The sequence below is a fragment of the Flavobacterium hydrophilum genome (assembly GCF_003202405.1).
Taxonomy (GTDB): domain Bacteria; phylum Bacteroidota; class Bacteroidia; order Flavobacteriales; family Flavobacteriaceae; genus Flavobacterium; species Flavobacterium hydrophilum.
This window is the reverse complement of record NZ_QJHL01000001.1, coordinates 2,238,408-2,254,556: the sequence shown is the minus strand read 5'-3', so window position 1 is coordinate 2,254,556 and position 16,149 is coordinate 2,238,408. Positions and strand designations below refer to the sequence as shown.

Annotated in this window: 13 protein-coding genes; 8 read left to right on the top strand and 5 right to left on the bottom strand. The window is 37.4% G+C overall.

Translation table 11 applies throughout. The annotated features are described in order from the left end of the window. Positions 1-11 precede the first annotated feature (11 nt). From DMB68_RS08700 to DMB68_RS08685, 4 genes are all read left to right on the top strand, one after another. Positions 12-2,129: an RICIN domain-containing protein gene (locus DMB68_RS08700; protein ID WP_110346211.1), complete on the top strand. Its 2,118-nt coding sequence runs from the start codon at positions 12-14 to the stop codon at positions 2,127-2,129. A 117-nt stretch (positions 2,130-2,246) separates the two neighbouring features. After that, positions 2,247-4,799, top strand: a complete 2,553-nt coding sequence (locus DMB68_RS08695; RefSeq protein ID WP_110346210.1) for a family 43 glycosylhydrolase — start codon at positions 2,247-2,249, stop codon at positions 4,797-4,799. 108 nt (positions 4,800-4,907) lie between these two features. Continuing rightward, positions 4,908-8,153 (top strand): TIM-barrel domain-containing protein, encoded by a 3,246-nt coding sequence (locus DMB68_RS08690; RefSeq protein ID WP_110346209.1) that lies wholly within the window; start codon positions 4,908-4,910, stop codon positions 8,151-8,153. Between the two features lie 206 nt (positions 8,154-8,359). Beyond that, positions 8,360-8,914: a fasciclin domain-containing protein gene (locus DMB68_RS08685; RefSeq protein WP_110346208.1), complete on the top strand. Its 555-nt coding sequence runs from the start codon at positions 8,360-8,362 to the stop codon at positions 8,912-8,914. 83 nt (positions 8,915-8,997) lie between these two features. Here DMB68_RS08685 and DMB68_RS08680 read toward each other — a convergent pair whose 3' ends face one another. The 5 genes from DMB68_RS08680 to DMB68_RS08660 all read right to left on the bottom strand — a co-directional run bounded on the left by DMB68_RS08680 (position 8,998) and on the right by DMB68_RS08660 (position 12,780). Further along, positions 8,998-9,576, bottom strand: coding sequence for a PhnA domain-containing protein (locus DMB68_RS08680; RefSeq protein WP_110346207.1), 579 nt, complete (start codon positions 9,574-9,576; stop codon positions 8,998-9,000). 246 nt (positions 9,577-9,822) lie between these two features. Further along, positions 9,823-10,281: a pantetheine-phosphate adenylyltransferase gene (coaD, locus tag DMB68_RS08675; protein WP_110346206.1), complete on the bottom strand. Its 459-nt coding sequence runs from the start codon at positions 10,279-10,281 to the stop codon at positions 9,823-9,825. Between the two features lie 90 nt (positions 10,282-10,371). Then, a complete protein-coding gene (locus DMB68_RS08670; RefSeq protein ID WP_110346205.1) occupies positions 10,372-11,064 on the bottom strand; it encodes a DUF421 domain-containing protein in 693 nt (230 codons plus the stop codon). A 62-nt stretch (positions 11,065-11,126) separates the two neighbouring features. Then, positions 11,127-11,729 (bottom strand): zinc ribbon domain-containing protein, encoded by a 603-nt coding sequence (locus tag DMB68_RS08665; protein WP_110346204.1) that lies wholly within the window; start codon positions 11,727-11,729, stop codon positions 11,127-11,129. A 79-nt stretch (positions 11,730-11,808) separates the two neighbouring features. After that, positions 11,809-12,780 carry a D-alanine--D-alanine ligase gene (locus DMB68_RS08660; protein ID WP_110346203.1) on the bottom strand — a complete coding sequence of 324 codons (972 nt, stop codon included), beginning with the start codon at positions 12,778-12,780 and terminating at the stop codon, positions 11,809-11,811. 292 nt (positions 12,781-13,072) lie between these two features. Between DMB68_RS08660 and DMB68_RS08655 the strand changes: the two genes are divergently transcribed. From DMB68_RS08655 to DMB68_RS08640, 4 genes are all read left to right on the top strand, one after another. Then, positions 13,073-13,696, top strand: a complete 624-nt coding sequence (locus DMB68_RS08655; RefSeq protein WP_110346202.1) for a PASTA domain-containing protein — start codon at positions 13,073-13,075, stop codon at positions 13,694-13,696. Further along, positions 13,686-14,732 (top strand): RluA family pseudouridine synthase, encoded by a 1,047-nt coding sequence (locus DMB68_RS08650; protein WP_110346201.1) that lies wholly within the window; start codon positions 13,686-13,688, stop codon positions 14,730-14,732. The genes DMB68_RS08655 and DMB68_RS08650 overlap by 11 nt, the downstream gene beginning before the upstream one ends. Before the next feature lie 203 nt (positions 14,733-14,935). Continuing rightward, positions 14,936-15,718, top strand: coding sequence for a HipA family kinase (locus DMB68_RS08645; protein ID WP_110346200.1), 783 nt, complete (start codon positions 14,936-14,938; stop codon positions 15,716-15,718). Then, on the top strand, positions 15,708-16,091 hold the full coding sequence (locus DMB68_RS08640) for a DUF3037 domain-containing protein (protein ID WP_110346199.1): 384 nt from the start codon (positions 15,708-15,710) through the stop codon (positions 16,089-16,091). The genes DMB68_RS08645 and DMB68_RS08640 overlap by 11 nt, the downstream gene beginning before the upstream one ends. Positions 16,092-16,149 lie beyond the last annotated feature (58 nt).

The window sequence follows — 16,149 nt, the reverse complement described above, 5'->3', positions numbered from 1 at the left end:
CAGTAGAAATTATGATACAAATATATAATCAGATTGCTAAATTCAGATTGCGTTTCGCAGCATTTTTAATGTTTATATGTTTTGCAGTTCCTGTACAGGCACAGCTCAGCGGAAACCCATTATTTACCGGGGCTGACCCGGAAATTCATTACTTTAACAACAAATACTATATCTATACTACTGCTATTTACGGTACTCAGTTTCATGCGTATTCCTCAAATGATTTGACCAATTGGGTTGATGAAGGTCTTATTTTCGATCTTTATCCGGATAGCCCCTGGTCACAAAATAACGGCTGGGCTCCGGCAGTGGTTTTTCGCAATAATAAATACTATTTCTATTATACTGCCGAGACCAAAATTGGTTGCGCCGTAGGTAATACCCCAATTGGTCCCTTTACAGATATAGGTGCGCCGCTTATCGGAACAGATCCTTACACAGACGATATTATTGATGCCAATGTTTTCATTGATGATGACGGACAAGCTTACATTTATTATGGAGGATCAGGTAAAAGCAAAATGGTGGTTCGTAAGTTAAATGCTGATATGATTAGTTTGGCGACCGGACCTACAAATATAACGCCTCAAAATTATACCGAAGCTCCTTATATGATAAAAAGAAAAGGAATTTATTATATGACGTACTCCAATGGATCCTGGTTTAATGATACTTATAATGTACAATATTCAACTTCTAATTCGCCTATGGGACCGTGGACATACAGAGGTAAAATATTAAGTTCTAACATAGAAGACAAAGGTCCGGGACATCATGGCGTATTGAAAATGGGTAATTGTGATGAATATTATATCATTTACCACAGGTATGAAAACGGTACATCAGGTGACAGGAAAATTGCTATTGACAGAATGTATTTCAACTCAGCCGATTTGATTGAAACGGTAAATATGACCAATTATGGAGTTGCCCCCAGAGTACCGGATTTGTCATGTCCTACGCAAAGTATCGTTTCGGGAGGTATTTACAAATTAACCCACAAAGGAACGAATCAATGCCTGGATGTTTTAAATAATGGAAGTCAGTCTGGAGCAAATGTTCAGCAAAGTACAGACAATGGAAACGATGCACAGCGCTGGATTGTTACACTTGAGGCAGATGGTTATTATAAATTAACGCATAAAGGAACTACTCAGGTTTTGGATGTTGATAATAATAGCAGTGTGGCCGGAGCCAATGTGCAGCAATGGACAGATCTTGGTACCGATGCACAACGCTGGAAAATTGAAATGATGTCTGATGGTTATGGAAAACTCACTCACAAAGGAACAACTCAGGTTTTAGATGTGGATAATAACAGCAGTCAGTCGGGTGCCAATGTACAGCAATGGAATGATAATCCTAATACAAATAATGATGCTCAGCGATGGAGATTTGATCTTATTGAAGTTCCAATTGTTTCTGGAGGGGTGTACCGACTAACTCATAAAGGAACTAATCAAAGACTTGATGTGAGTGGAGGCAGTACACAGCAAGGGGCAAATGTACAGCAGCATAATCCTAATGAAACGGATGCACAGCGCTGGGTAATTACAAAGGAAGCTGATGGCTTTTACAAATTAACGCACAGAGGAACAAATCAGGTGTTAGATGTGGATAACAATAGCAGTGTGGCTGGAGCAAATGTGCAGCAATGGACAGATCTTGGTACCAATGCACAGCGCTGGAAAATAGAATTGATGTCCGATGGCTATTTTAAACTTACCCACAAAAACACCAATCAATGTTTGGATGTCGTAAACAATCTGGCTGAACCGGGAACAAATGTACATCAATATACAGATAATAATAACGATGCCCAGCGCTGGAAACTGGATTTAATAAAACCGACAAATACTTCAAAAATAGCGAAATCACAACTAGAATCCCAGGATGAAGCCGGAGCGGAAGCTATAAACATATATCCAAATCCGGTAAAAAACACACTTTTCTTTAATATAGATATGAAAGGGATCCAGATTCGTGTTTTTTCTCAAACAGGAAGTCTTGTTATGGAGCAAAAAGCAAAGGATAACAGTTTAGATGTTTCGGGTTTAGCAAAGGGAATTTATTTTGCTGTTTTTGAAAAAGAGGGCACAAAAATTACGAAACAATTTATTAAGAAATAATGTGAAAACATGTTTTAAAAATAACAATTAAGTTAATGTAAACATCTCTAAAAATGCCCTTTAAAAGTTCAAATTATAAAGAAATTGCTTTTTAGGGATGTTTTAAAATTAAAATTTATGATACGAATTCTACAAAAAAGTTATAATCTGGTTAGCCTGTCAGGATTACGAATGGCCGTCTTTTTCATGTTTATGGGTGTCGCTGCTCCGGTACACGCACAATTGAGCGGTAATCCATTGTTTTCTGGTGCAGATCCTGAAATTCATTATTTCAACAACAAATATTACATCTATCCGACAGCATCGGCAGGGAAACAATTTCATGCTTTTTCATCGGTAGATTTGACAAACTGGGTAGATGAAGGGGTTATTTTTGATATTGGTCCCCAATGCAGCTGGGCTGAAAATAATGGCTGGGCTCCCGGTGTTGCTTTCAGAAATAATAAATATTATTTCTATTATACTGCCGAGGTTAAAATTGGAGTTGCAGTGGGGGATTCTCCATTAGGTCCTTTTACTGATTTGGGCGCACCACTTATCGGTACTGATCCATTTACAGATGATATCATTGATGCAATGGTATTTACAGACGACGACGGTCAGGCATACATTTATTACGGAGGATCGGGCAAAAGCAAACTGGCGGTACGTAAATTAAATCCGGATATGATCAGTCTGTCTTCTGCGTCTGTTAATATAACACCTCAAAATTATACGGAAGCACCTTATCTGGTTAAGCGTAAAGGTATTTATTATATGATGTACTCTAATGGATATTGGGGTAATGACTCTTATAATGTACAATATTCAACGTCCAATTCTCCTATGGGCCCATGGACATACAGAGGGACTGTACTTAGTTCTAATGTACAGGATAAGGGACCAGGACATCATTCTGTTATAAAAATGGGTGATTGCGACGAATATTATATTGTGTACCATCGTTATGAAAATGCATCTAGCGGAGACAGAAAAGTGGCTATTGACCATATGTATTTTAATGCTAATGATTTAATTGAACCGGTAAACATGACCAATTATGGAGTAAAACCAAGAGTGCCGGATAATACATGTTCATCATTGCCTGTAGCACCAATTGTTTCGGGAGCTATTTATAAATTAATCCACAAAGGAACGACCCAGGTTTTGGAAGTAGCGAATAATAGTAGCCAGCCGGGTGCGAATGTGCAGCAGAATACGGATAGTGGTAACGATTCACAGCGCTGGGTGATTACGCTGGAATCGAATGGCTTTTATAAACTGACCCACAAAGGAACTAATCAATGTTTAGAAGTAGACAGTAACAGTAATCTTCCTGAGGCAAATGTGCAGCAGGGGACTACGGCAACCGGAAATGATTCTCAGTATTGGAACTTTGAAAAGATGACAGACGGTTATTTTAAACTAACACATAAAGGAACCAATCAATCTCTGGAAGTAGATCAAAATAGCAGTGCACCGCTTGCTAACGTAAGACAAAACACAGACAACGGAAGTGATGGACAGCGCTGGAAACTGGAATTAATCGATGTGCCAATAATTTCCGGAGGATTATACAAATTAACCCACAAAGGAACGAATCAGGTTATAAGTGTAGACAGGGATCTTACAACTCCCGGAGCCAATGTGCATCAATGGACAGACAGTGGTAATGTTAATGCTCAACGCTGGTATATTACACTCGAAAGTGACGGGTTTTATCAGTTGAAACATAAGGGAACAAACCAGGTTTTGGATGTGGATAATAATAGTAGTAATGACGGTGCCAATGTACACCAATGGGATGATACTGATAATGATGCCCAGCGCTGGAAAATTGATTTAATGCCTGACGGTTATTTTAAATTAACTCACAAAGGCACTAATAAATGTCTTGATGTTGCCGATGACCTTGCTGAGCCGGGAACCAATATTCAGCAGTGGTCAGATTTTAATAACAATGCCCAACGCTGGAAACTGGATTTAATGCCGGATGTAAATCCGGTGATTGGTACGGGAACTGGTTTGTCAGGAAACTATTTCAACGGAATGAATTTTGAAACATCTGTATTGAACAGAGTAGATGCGACAATTAATTTTGACTGGGGATTCACTTCTCCTGCTTCAGGTGTAGTAAATGCAGATCGTTTCACAGTGCGCTGGACAGGTCAGGTACAGCCAAAATACAGCGGTGAATATACTTTTTATGTAACCAGCAATAACGGAAGAAGACTTTGGATCAACAACCAATTAATTATTGATAAATGGCTGGATGACACAGGAGAAAACAGAGGTAAAATTTTCCTTGAAGCCGGTAAAAAATACAACATCAAACTGGAATATTTTGAAAGCACCAGTGCTGCTACCTGCAAACTCGAATGGTCCAGTTTTCTTCAGGGAAGGGAAGTGATAACTAAATCGCAGTTTTATGAAACAACTTTAGGTATTAATGACCTGCAGTTAAGCCATCAGATAAGTATAATAAATCCTGTTGATCAGCTATTACATATTACGTCAGAAGTTGATTTATCAGCAGCTGATATAAAAATATATGATATTCAGGGCAGACTTGTGAGTAACCCTTTAAAGTTTTACAACGATTTGTATGTAGGGAATTTGACATCAGGTATTTATATACTGCATATTCAAACCAACGCAGGAAGATATGTGAAGAAATTTATTAAAAAATAAACCTGGAATAAAAAGCATATACTTCAAATAATGTTATTACTTATAAATGGCTGTTATTTTTAATGAAATTATTTGAAGTGTTATCAAAGATTAATTTTAAATGAGAATATGAAAACAAAACAATTTTTAGTTACAATTTTTTGTCTTGCGTCGGCTGCTCTATCGGCTCAGGAATACAAACCGGAAGCCAGTCCACAAGCTGTGGTAGTTTCAGGAAATGCCCGATTTACAGTGCTTTCACCCCGTGTAATCCGTATGGAATGGAGCGCCGACGGTAAGTTTACAGACAATGCTTCACTGACTTTTGTAAATCGAAACCTTCCGGTACCAACTTTTACTAAAAAAGAGACTAAAGGTGAATTGCTAATTGCGACTGATGTAGTAAAACTTAAATATAAAAAGGGGGCAGGTAAATTTGACGACAAAAATCTGAGTGTTGACTTTATTGTAAATGGCAAACCAACTACATGGAAGCCGGGTTTAGCCAATGGTAAAAACTTATTAGGAACAACCCGTACTCTGGATGGAGTTGATGGTCCGGCTAAAGAACTGGAAAAAGGTATAATTTCGCGTGACGGATGGTATTTAATAGACGACAGTGAGCGCCCTCTTTTTGATAATTCGGAGTGGCCATGGGTAATGGCACGTCCCGGAGATAAACCACAGGATTTATATCTTTTTGCCTATGATTCAAATTATAAAGCGGCTTTAAAAGACTATACTGATATTGCAGGTAAAATAGCCATGCCTCCACGATTTGCCTTTGGTGCCTGGTGGTCAAGATACAGGGAGTATTCGGATACTGAATTCCGTGACCTTGTGGGGGAATTCAAAATGCATGACGTGCCGCTTGATGTTTTTGTAATTGATATGGACTGGCATATCAAATCATTACCTGAATTTTTCAAAAACGGGCAAAGACAAAGAGACCAGGCCGGAGAAGATTCGGGCTGGACAGGATTTACATGGAACAAAAATTTATTCCCTTCTCCGGAAAAGTTTTTAAAATGGACCAATGAACAGCATCTAAAAACGTGTTTGAATCTTCACCCGGCTTCAGGTATACAGCCTTACGAAGAAGCATATCCTGAAATGGCGAAAGCAATGGGAATCGATCCGGCTACAAAAAAATACGTGCCTTTTGATATTACCGATAAAAAGTTTGCAACCAATTATATGGATATTGTTTTACGTCCTATAGAAAAAGCGGGAGTAGATTTTTGGTGGTTAGACTGGCAGCAATGGGGAAGCACTAATATTCCCGGAGTTAATCCGACGATTTACTTAAATTATGTGCATTACAGCGATATGGAGCGCCAAAATAAAGTGCGTCCGCTTATCTTTCATCGCTGGGGCGGATTAGGAAATCACAGATACCAAATCGGATTTTCAGGAGATACGCATGTAACCTGGGAGTCGTTGAACTATCAGCCTTATTTTACGGCTACTGCTGCAAATGTAGGATTTGGTTATTGGAGTCATGATATTGGAGGACATCAGGGTGATGCAGGAACTGCTGAACTTTACACCAGATGGATTCAGTGGGGTGTTTTTAGTCCGATATTCAGAACTCATGCTACGGCTGCACCACAGCACGAAAGACGTATTTGGGCTTATCCGATCGATAATTTCCTTATTATGAGAGAGGCTTATCAAATCAGATACTCGCTGGTTCCCTATTTATACAATGAAGCTCGTAATACTTATGAAACGGGAGTTTCTACCGTTCACCCGATGTATTATGATTATCCAAAAGAAGAGAGTTCATACGCTATTCCAAACCAATATATGTTTGGCCGTGATATGATTGTGCATCCAATTACAAAACCTATCGAAAAAGGAAGTGTGTTTTTATCACACGAAACATGGCTTCCTGAAGGTAAATGGTATGAAACAAGTACCGGAAGCATCATAAAAGGCGGTAAAAAAATTACGATGCCATTTACTTTAGGAGATATTCCTGTTTTTGTAAAAGAAGGAGCTATTATTCCGATGCAGTCAAAAGTAGAAAGAACAGATGAAAAACCATTAAATCCACTGATTCTTTCATTTTATCCGGGTAAAAAAGGGTCTTTGAGACTTTATGAAGATGAAGGAAACAACAACAATTTCAAGAAAAATGCTTTCACTTTTACGCCTGTAACTTCAGAGCAAACAGGAAACAAAATGAATATCGTGATTTCGCCTGTGGAAGGTTCATTCCCGGGAATGCTGACTTCAAGAGGTTACGAACTGCGTTTTCCATGTTCATTTCCTCCAACCACTGTATCAGTAAACGGACAAAATATTCCATATAGTGAAGAAGCAAAAGTGGGCAGCTGGTCGTATGCAGGAAATGATTTTGAAACACATGTTTATGTACCGGAATCTCCTACAAATAAAACAGTTTCGGTTCAGGTGCAATTCCCTGATTACGATCAACAGCTTCTTTCTGGCAAAAAAGGACAAATTAAATACATGAAAAATTTCGAGACTTTCCGTTTGTTAAACAGTTGGAATGACGGATTACACAGCCCATTCGAAATAATGTCGTTGTCACAGTTTGGCCAGAATCTGGAATATAACCTTGCAGATATTAAAAAGGAAATTGACGGATTTGGAGATCGTTGGAATAGTACGCTTTTGACTATTCAATCTGCTAGTGAAACCAATAAAGTTTACAAACCGTATTACGAATTCCTTAAAAATTATGGAAGTATTGCCGAAAGACCGGAATTTTCAAACTCAGCAGAGTTGGACTCTGATACAAAAGCAAAAGTAGAGTTTGTTCAAAACGGAACTGATAAAATATATTACACGACAGACGGTTCTGTTCCAACACGCAGTTCACAGCTCTATACAAAAGCATTTGAAGTTACAGTTCCGGCGCGTGTAAATGCGATTGCTGTTCCTGCTGGTCAAGGTTCTAATAGCTCTGTTATTTCAAAAATATTCTATAATAAAAAGACAGGTTTAAACTATAGTTTATACAAAGGAAGATGGAGTAAAATTCCGGATTTCAGTAAACTTACGCCGGTTGATAAAGGATTTGCCCCTGATTTTGACCTGAATAAAATTAAGCATGACTCCAATGATTATGGTTTAGTGTACAATGGATTCATCAACATCCCGGAAGATGGAAAATATACTTTCTATATGGCTTCTGATGATGGAAGTAAATTATACATCAACAACCAGTTGATTATTGATAATGATGGTTTACATGGTTTTGACGAAAAGAAATCCGAAATAATGCTAAAGAAAGGTCTTCTGCCAATTCGTTTAGAATATTTTCAGGAAAGTTACGGAGACGGGCTTTCAGTTGAATTCTCATCAGACAAAATTACCAGAACCAGCCTTTTTCCGTCTATTTAATAGTGTTATATAACTTGTAGATTTATAATTTAACGTATTAAATATTCAAAGTAAAGCCACATTGTAAAATGTGGCTTTTTCAATTTAATGCTGAATTATAGTGTGTTATATGATGATTTAGTATCAATGCTATTTTTTTTTTTGGATATAACGAAACCAAATCATGTATTACAGCGTAAATGAATCTATAACTTAAAACATTCATTATGAAAACTAGAAAATTTTTAGCTGTAGCCATTTTAGCTTTGGGATTTGCATTTACATCAAACGCACAAAAAACAGTAATGGTTGGTGGAGCTGCGATGTATCCAAGTAAAAATATTGTCGAAAATGCTGTAAACTCAAAAGATCATACCACATTGGTTGCAGCAGTAAAAGCGGCGGGATTAGTAGAAACATTACAAGGCAAAGGACCATTCACCGTTTTTGCTCCAACAAACAAAGCTTTTGACAAACTGCCTGAAGGAACTGTTCAAACATTATTGAAACCGGAAAATATCAAAACATTACAAACTATCCTGACTTACCATGTGGTTGCCGGAAAAATGAATGCTTCTGACATTGCAAAAGCAATAAAAGCGGGAAAAGGAAAAGCAACTTTTAAAACCGTGAGCGGTGGAACTTTAACTGCCTGGATGGATGGAAAAGATTTATATATTTCTGACGAAAGCGGAAATAAATCAAAAGTTACAATTGCTGATGTCAATCAGTCAAATGGTGTAATACATGTAGTTGATACTGTATTGTTGCCAAAAATGTAAAATCAAAATAAGGTTAATTGATTTTTTTATAAGTGTTTTTAAGTCCCGGTTTTATTGTATTAATAAAACCGGGACTTTTTAAATTATATCTTCTTAACGTATTGTGTAATAATTACAATTTGCTGACCATCTACTTTTCCTTCAATATATTCAGCATTTTCGTGGTCTAAACGAATGTTACGAACAGCAGTTCCCTGTTTAGCAACCATACTCGAGCCTTTTACTTTCAAGTCTTTGATTAAAACCACAGAATCTCCGTGTTCTAAGATAACACCATTACTGTCACGGTGAACCAGTTTGTTTTCGTCATCTTCGCCTTCACCGGTAGCTTGTGCCCATGTAAGCGTGTCTTCGTCTAAATACATCATATCCAGTAATTCCTGAGGCCAGCCGGCAGCACGCATACGGCTTAACATTCTCCAGGCTACAACTTGTACGGCAACGTTTTCATTCCACATACTGTCGTTAAGGCATCTCCAGTGATTTAAATCAACTTTGTCTGGATTTTCAATTTGATTAATGCAGGTAGTGCAGGCTAAAACAGCTTCATCAATACCGCCTTTTTGAGTTGGTAAAACAGTATATACTTTCAGGTTTTCTTCAGTGCCGCAAAGTTCACATTTAGATTCGCTGCGTTTGCTTAATTCTCTTTCAATGCTCATTGTTTGATTTTTATTTGAGAGAGCGAAATTAGTTTTAATTTGATTCGCTTACAAATTTATATTTGAGGTCTTAAAATCTTGAAACTGCGGGTGATTGTGTTTTTTTGAAGCACAAGTTTTGTTTTTTCAGGACCATTTGTCCCGCTATCCGCTTGTATCTTTTTCTGTCTGGCAGCAGCCAGAAAAAGGATACCGCTTTTATCGGGGCTAGATTAGAAAATTTTGTTTTCAAAAGGTCTTATAAGATTACTTTGTCACTCTCACCGCATCCGGAACCAGCATTTCATATTCACCTCCGTGGCGTAATACATCACGTACGATGCTGGAACTGATAAATGAAGTACCTGCTGCCGTTAATAAAAAGACGGTTTCAATTTTAGAAAGCTTTCTGTTGGTGTGTGCAATCGCTTTTTCGAATTCGAAATCGGCCGGGTTGCGTAAACCTCTTAAAATAAAATTTGCTTTTAGTTTTTTTGCCAGATCAATAGTTAAACCTTCGTAAGTGATAACCGAGACTTTTGGCTCATTTTTGAATGTTTCTTCAATAAAACGTTTTCTTTCTTCAAGTGAAAACATGTATTTTTTTTCGGCATTAACACCAATAGCTATTATAATTTCATCAAACAAAGGGATTCCTCTTTTGATAATATCTTCATGTCCAAGAGTAATAGGATCAAATGATCCGGGAAATATAGCTTTTTTCATTTTTTTATTTTTGAGATTTCAGTTTCAGCACAAGTTTTAATTTTTTTTGAAGTTTGAAATTGAAATTGAAATTGAATTTTGAAATTGAATCTAAGTTATTCGCAAAGTATTTATTGAAGCCACCCATTCATCCTTTTGACAGATTTTGCATGTTGCAGTTCCTGTTTTTTGCTTTTCGGTATGTCCACAGAAAGTACAGGAATAAGTTCCGTCTGTCGGGATATTTTTGTTTTTTTTAGTAAACAAAGCAGGTAAAATTGGCAATCCGTATCCAACTTCTTTGTCTTCATAGTAAAAAACGCTTACTTCGCCACTTGGCTCAATAAAAGCATGTTTAATCTGACCTAAGTGTTCGATAGATTTTACCCTCAACTCAGAAAAAAATTCATCCTGAGCCAAAGTTTCTTTTTTAAATGACGATAGAGAAAATTTTCCGTCCTGAATAAGGCATTCGGTTTTTCCTTCGATAAATTCTTCAAACTTTTTGCTTTTTCCGGTCAGCCAGGTTACAGTCCGGTACAAAATCATAATAACGGCAAAAACAATAATAGCCGGTACAATCCCGACATCTTCATAAAACATCGGATCGCCCGCTGCAGAGCCTAAAGCAATTACAATTACGGTTTCGAAAATCGATAATTGTTTGACGCCTCGTTTTCCGGCTAGTTTTAAAGTCAGTAATAAAACCGTAAACATTACAGCTGAACGAAAGATTACTTCCAGAAGGAAAACTCCCGGCAGTTCGTTAAATAAGACTCTGTTCCATTCGAAGATTTCTTTCATTTGTTGAGGTGCTAAGGTTATGAGGAACTAAGTTACTGAGTTTTTATTGGAAAATTAAACTATTATTTTCTCCTTATTTTTATTATTTCATCTTCCTGATAAAGTTTTAAAATATCTTTTCTGGAATAATACACTTTTTGATCTGAAAAATTTTCTGGTTTATCCAAATCATCGATTTCGTATGGCATATAGGCCTCAAAATCATTATGGGTCATATAAACGCTGTCTTTGGTTACTTTGTCAATTCTCATGTTCGAATAATAACCGTTAGAGAACTTTAAATTATAAACGTCTCCCTCAATTGGATTTTTTATTAGAATACTGGTCTCGTCCTTTTCATCAAAATAATTACGGATTGAAAAAATAATGAATGCAACTAAAATAATGGAACCCAAAAACATCCAGGGTGTAGCATCTAATTTTTCATTTCTCAGTTTTAGCTGGATACTTTCAGGTAAATCTTCGTAATCAAAATTTTCATCACAATGATTACAATTAATAAAAACCGTTTTACCAACCGGAAACAAAGGAATTAAAGTAAGAGAAATATATTTTCTGTAAATACTAAAATGCAATGTGTTTTCTTCGTTACATTTTGGACATTTTTCGTTTAAAATTATTCCGTTTTTTATGTTTGAATCCCGCGTTCCAACTAAAATCATCATAAATTAATGTGTGACATTTTATTAAAAAAATGAGGTGCTGAAATTTTAGAATCTCAGCACCTCTAATATCTTAACAAGCTTACGCTAAAGCCAGCTCAATAGCATTCGTAAATAAATCCTCAAGAGATATTCCGGCTGCTTTGGCCTGCTGCGGAATCAGGCTTTCGGTTGTTAATCCCGGAATGGTGTTCATTTCCAGCATGTGCGGTTCGTTGTTTACGATAATGAATTCGCTTCTTGAGAACCCTTTCATTTTCAATACTTCGTAAGCACGTTTGGCGGTTTCGCCTATTTTTTGTGTCAGTTCATCTGAAATTCTGGCTGGCGTAATTTCCTGTGATTTTCCTTCGTATTTAGCTTCGTAATCAAAGAAATCATTGTCTGATACGATTTCGGTGATGGGTAAGACGATGATTTCGCCTTTGTAATTGATAACCCCAACAGAAACTTCAGTTCCGTCAAGGAAGCTTTCGATGATGATTTCGTTGTCTTCTTTGTACGCCACTTCAATAGCGATTGGCAATTCGGCTTCGGTTTTTACTTTTGAGATTCCGAAACTAGACCCCGCTTTGTTTGGCTTTACGAAACATGGTAAACCTACTTTTTTTACAATTTCGGCTGTATTAATTACATCACCTTTATTAAGGTAATAGGAAATAGCTGTTTTGATGCCGTATGGTTTTAAAACCGATAATAAATCACGTTTATTGAAGGTCACAGCTGCCTGGTAATAATCGCAGGAAGTTTGCGGGATTCCCAGCAGTTCAAAATACGCCTGCATAAGTCCATCTTCGCCCGGAGAACCGTGAATAGCGTTGAAAACACAGTCAAATTTGATTTTCTCTCCGTTTACGGTTACAGAGAAATCGTTTCTGTCAATTGGAAATTCAGCATCCTTTTCATCTACATAAACCCATTTTTCCTTAAAAATATGAATTCGGAATCCGTTGTATTTTTTTTTGTCAAGGTATTGTTTTACCACGTTTCCGCTGATTAGAGAGATTTTATATTCGCTTGAATATCCGCCCATGATGATGGCTATGTTTTTCATTTTTTGGTGTTTATGTGTTTAATCGTTAATTTTCTTTGTTTGCTACGCCAATTCCGCTCAGGCTGACACGATTGTCAATAATAGTGACGAAAATGCTCTTATGAAACCACGAGCCCTAGCCCTGATGGGAGCGGCATCCTTTTGTGCCGGGGTTCGGCGCAAAAGATACAGCGGACAGCAGGAAACAGCTCCTTCTAATAACGTGTATTAAAAGCTTTGTTGTTTAAAACAAAATTATCATTTTTTTTGAAACGAAATAGCTTTATCTTTGCGTTCATCTAAAAATAAATTTATGAGTTTACGTAAGTATTTAACGAGCCGTGTGTTTTTTTTGCAAGTGTTGGGTGCAGCTGCTATTATTGCAGTTTTAGGTTATTTGTTTATGCACTGGCTGACGTTTACAACGGATCACGGACACGAAATTGCGGTTCCGGATTTAGCAAAACTGACTGAAGAACAGGTGGAAGAAAAACTGGATGAACTGGATTTGGATTATGTGCTTTTGGATAGTGTTGATTACAGAAGTGAATATCCTAAATTTAGTGTAGTAGAGCAGGATCCGCTGCCGGGAACAAAGGTAAAAGTTGGAAGAAAAATATATATTAAAATCAATGCTTCAGGATTTTCATCTGTTAAAATTCCTGATTTAATTGAAAAAACGTATCGCGAAGCAGTTCCAACGTTGAAAGCTTTAGGGCTTCAGGAAGGAACGATTACCTATATTCCGAACTTAGGAAAAGATATGGTTTTGGAGCTTCGTTACAAAGGAAGAAACCTGAAAGCAGGTGACCGCGTACTAAAAGCGTCTAAAATTGATTTGGTTTTAGGTGACGGAAAAGCGAGTTATGTAGATGAAAGTGAGGCTACAGACAGTACTGCTGTGCCAATTGAAGAAACCCCAACAGATGAACAATAATAGTGAAGAAAATTTAGATCTGGAAGACGAATTATTCGAACATTTCAGATTTGATGTGCCTAAAGGTCAGGCGCTTTTGCGAATTGACAAATATTTGATGAATATGATTCCGAATGCAACACGGAATAAGATTCAGAATGCGGCAAGCGAAGGAAGTGTTTTTGTAAATGAGATTCCCGTAAAATCAAATTATAAAGTAAAACCTTTTGATATCATTACGGTGATGTTATCGCATCCTCCGTTTGAAAACAGAGTAGATCCGGAGGACATTCCGTTGAATATCGTTTATGAAGATGAGGCGCTTTTGCTTATCAATAAACCACCCGGATTGGTAGTGCATCCTGGACATGGCAATTATACAGGAACTTTGGTGAATGCTTTGGCGTTTCATTTTGAAAATTTACCAATGAACAGCAGTGAACGCCCTGGTCTGGTTCACAGAATTGACAAGGATACATCAGGACTTTTGATTATAGCCAAAACGGAAGCAGCCATGACACATTTGGCCAAACAGTTTGAAGCTAAAACGACGGAACGTGAGTATGTCGCTCTTGTTTGGGGAAATGTTGCTGAAGAAAGCGGAACGATTGAAGGAAACCTTGCCAGACATTTAAAAGACCGAATGCAAATGGCTGTTTTTGCAGATCCTGAAATTGGAAAACCTGCCATAACACATTATAAAGTTCTGGAGCGTTTTGGTTATGTGACTTTGATTTCATGCAAACTGGAAACCGGAAGAACACATCAGATTCGTGCGCACATGAAGCACATTGGGCATCCGTTGTTTAATGATGAACGTTACGGAGGTCATTTGATTTTAAAAGGGACTACTTTTACGAAATACAAGCAGTTTATCGAAAACTGTTTTAAAGCTTTGCCTCGCCAGGCTTTGCATGCTAAAACGCTTGGTTTTGTGCATCCGAATACAAAAGAACTGATGCGTTTTGATACCGAATTGCCTCAGGACTTTCAAGATTGTATTGAAAAATGGCGCAATTATTCGAAATCACATCATGTTGAGGATGAGGAGGAATGATTAGATAATGTGCCAATTTGTCAATTTGATAATTTACTCTAATATTTTAAAAGCTCCTGATGGAGCTTTTGTTTTTTAATGCTTTTCATTCGTTTTGTGGGAATTTTGCAATCGAAAATTTGATTAAGTATAAAAAATCTAATGATCTAAAAGACTAAGTTTGTAGAATAGGAAATACTGCTTATGAAATATATTGTACTTATATGAAAAACAATTTCGATCTCAGAACGGTAAATGTCACGCGTTACATTACGCCTTTGCGTGAAGGAGGTTCTTTGCCTGCTTTGGCAGAAGCCGATGACGATTTTAAATATGTACTTAAATTTAAAGGCGCCGGACACGGTGTAAAAGCTTTGATAGCCGAACTGGTTGGAGGACAAATTGCAAAAGCCTTAAAACTACAGTTACCGGAATTAGTTTTCGCCAATCTTGATGAAGCTTTTGGACGTACCGAAGCTGACGAAGAGATTCAGGATTTACTGCAGGGAAGCCAGGGATTAAATCTGGCACTTCATTTTTTGTCAGGCGCCATTACGTTTGATCCGGTGGTAACAACTGTTGACGATAAACAAGCCTCACAAATTGTCTGGCTGGACGCTTATATTACCAATGTCGACCGAACTTTTAAAAATACCAATATGCTGATCTGGCATAAAGAGCTATGGCTGATCGATCATGGTGCGTGTCTGTATTTTCATCATTCATGGAACAACTGGGAACAGCATGCTAAAAGTCCGTTTGCTTTGATCAAAGATCATGTATTACTCCCGCAGGCTTCACTTTTGAAAGAAGTCGATGCCGAATTCAAAGCGATTTTGACTTCTGAAATATTAGAAGAAATTGTGAATACGATTCCGCTTGAATGGCTGCAGTGGGAAGATACAGATGAAACTCCTGAAGCCTTGCGAAATGTATATTTACAGTTTTTGCAGACCCGATTAAATCATTCCGAAATTTTTGTAAATCAGGCTCAAAATGCAAGATAGTCACTTATATGAGTATGCCGTAATTCGTGTGGTGCCAAGGGTAGAGCGCGAAGAATTCCTGAATATCGGAATTATTTTGTTTTGCAAAAAAGCCAAATTTATAAAAGTATTGTCACACATCGATGATGTCAAAATAGAAGCCCTTTCAAATGATTTTGATATCGAGCAATTGCACTGCAATATAACCGCACTGAAGAAAATAGCAGCCGGAGACAAAGAGGGCGGCCCAATTGGTGAAATGGATATACCATCCCGTTTTCGATGGCTGACAGCTATTAGAAGTTCTGCCATTCAGACTTCGAGACCGCATCCGGGTTTGTGTGAAGATTTGGAGAAGACGATTCAGCGTTTGTTTGAAGATTTAGTTCTTTAATACTAAGGTTTTCAGGAGCTATTCCTGCTGTACGCTATATTCCCGATAAACAAAAACT

Coding starts and splice junctions, on each gene's coding strand:
- DMB68_RS08700 (WP_110346211.1), top strand. CDS start 12: ATGATACAAATATATAATCAGATTGCTAAATTCAGATTGCGTTTCGCA.
- DMB68_RS08695 (WP_110346210.1), top strand. CDS start 2,247: ATGATACGAATTCTACAAAAAAGTTATAATCTGGTTAGCCTGTCAGGA.
- DMB68_RS08690 (WP_110346209.1), top strand. CDS start 4,908: ATGAAAACAAAACAATTTTTAGTTACAATTTTTTGTCTTGCGTCGGCT.
- DMB68_RS08685 (WP_110346208.1), top strand. CDS start 8,360: ATGAAAACTAGAAAATTTTTAGCTGTAGCCATTTTAGCTTTGGGATTT.
- DMB68_RS08680 (WP_110346207.1), bottom strand. CDS start 9,576: ATGAGCATTGAAAGAGAATTAAGCAAACGCAGCGAATCTAAATGTGAA.
- coaD (WP_110346206.1), bottom strand. CDS start 10,281: ATGAAAAAAGCTATATTTCCCGGATCATTTGATCCTATTACTCTTGGA.
- DMB68_RS08670 (WP_110346205.1), bottom strand. CDS start 11,064: ATGAAAGAAATCTTCGAATGGAACAGAGTCTTATTTAACGAACTGCCG.
- DMB68_RS08665 (WP_110346204.1), bottom strand. CDS start 11,729: ATGATGATTTTAGTTGGAACGCGGGATTCAAACATAAAAAACGGAATA.
- DMB68_RS08660 (WP_110346203.1), bottom strand. CDS start 12,780: ATGAAAAACATAGCCATCATCATGGGCGGATATTCAAGCGAATATAAA.
- DMB68_RS08655 (WP_110346202.1), top strand. CDS start 13,073: ATGAGTTTACGTAAGTATTTAACGAGCCGTGTGTTTTTTTTGCAAGTG.
- DMB68_RS08650 (WP_110346201.1), top strand. CDS start 13,686: ATGAACAATAATAGTGAAGAAAATTTAGATCTGGAAGACGAATTATTC.
- DMB68_RS08645 (WP_110346200.1), top strand. CDS start 14,936: ATGAAAAACAATTTCGATCTCAGAACGGTAAATGTCACGCGTTACATT.
- DMB68_RS08640 (WP_110346199.1), top strand. CDS start 15,708: ATGCAAGATAGTCACTTATATGAGTATGCCGTAATTCGTGTGGTGCCA.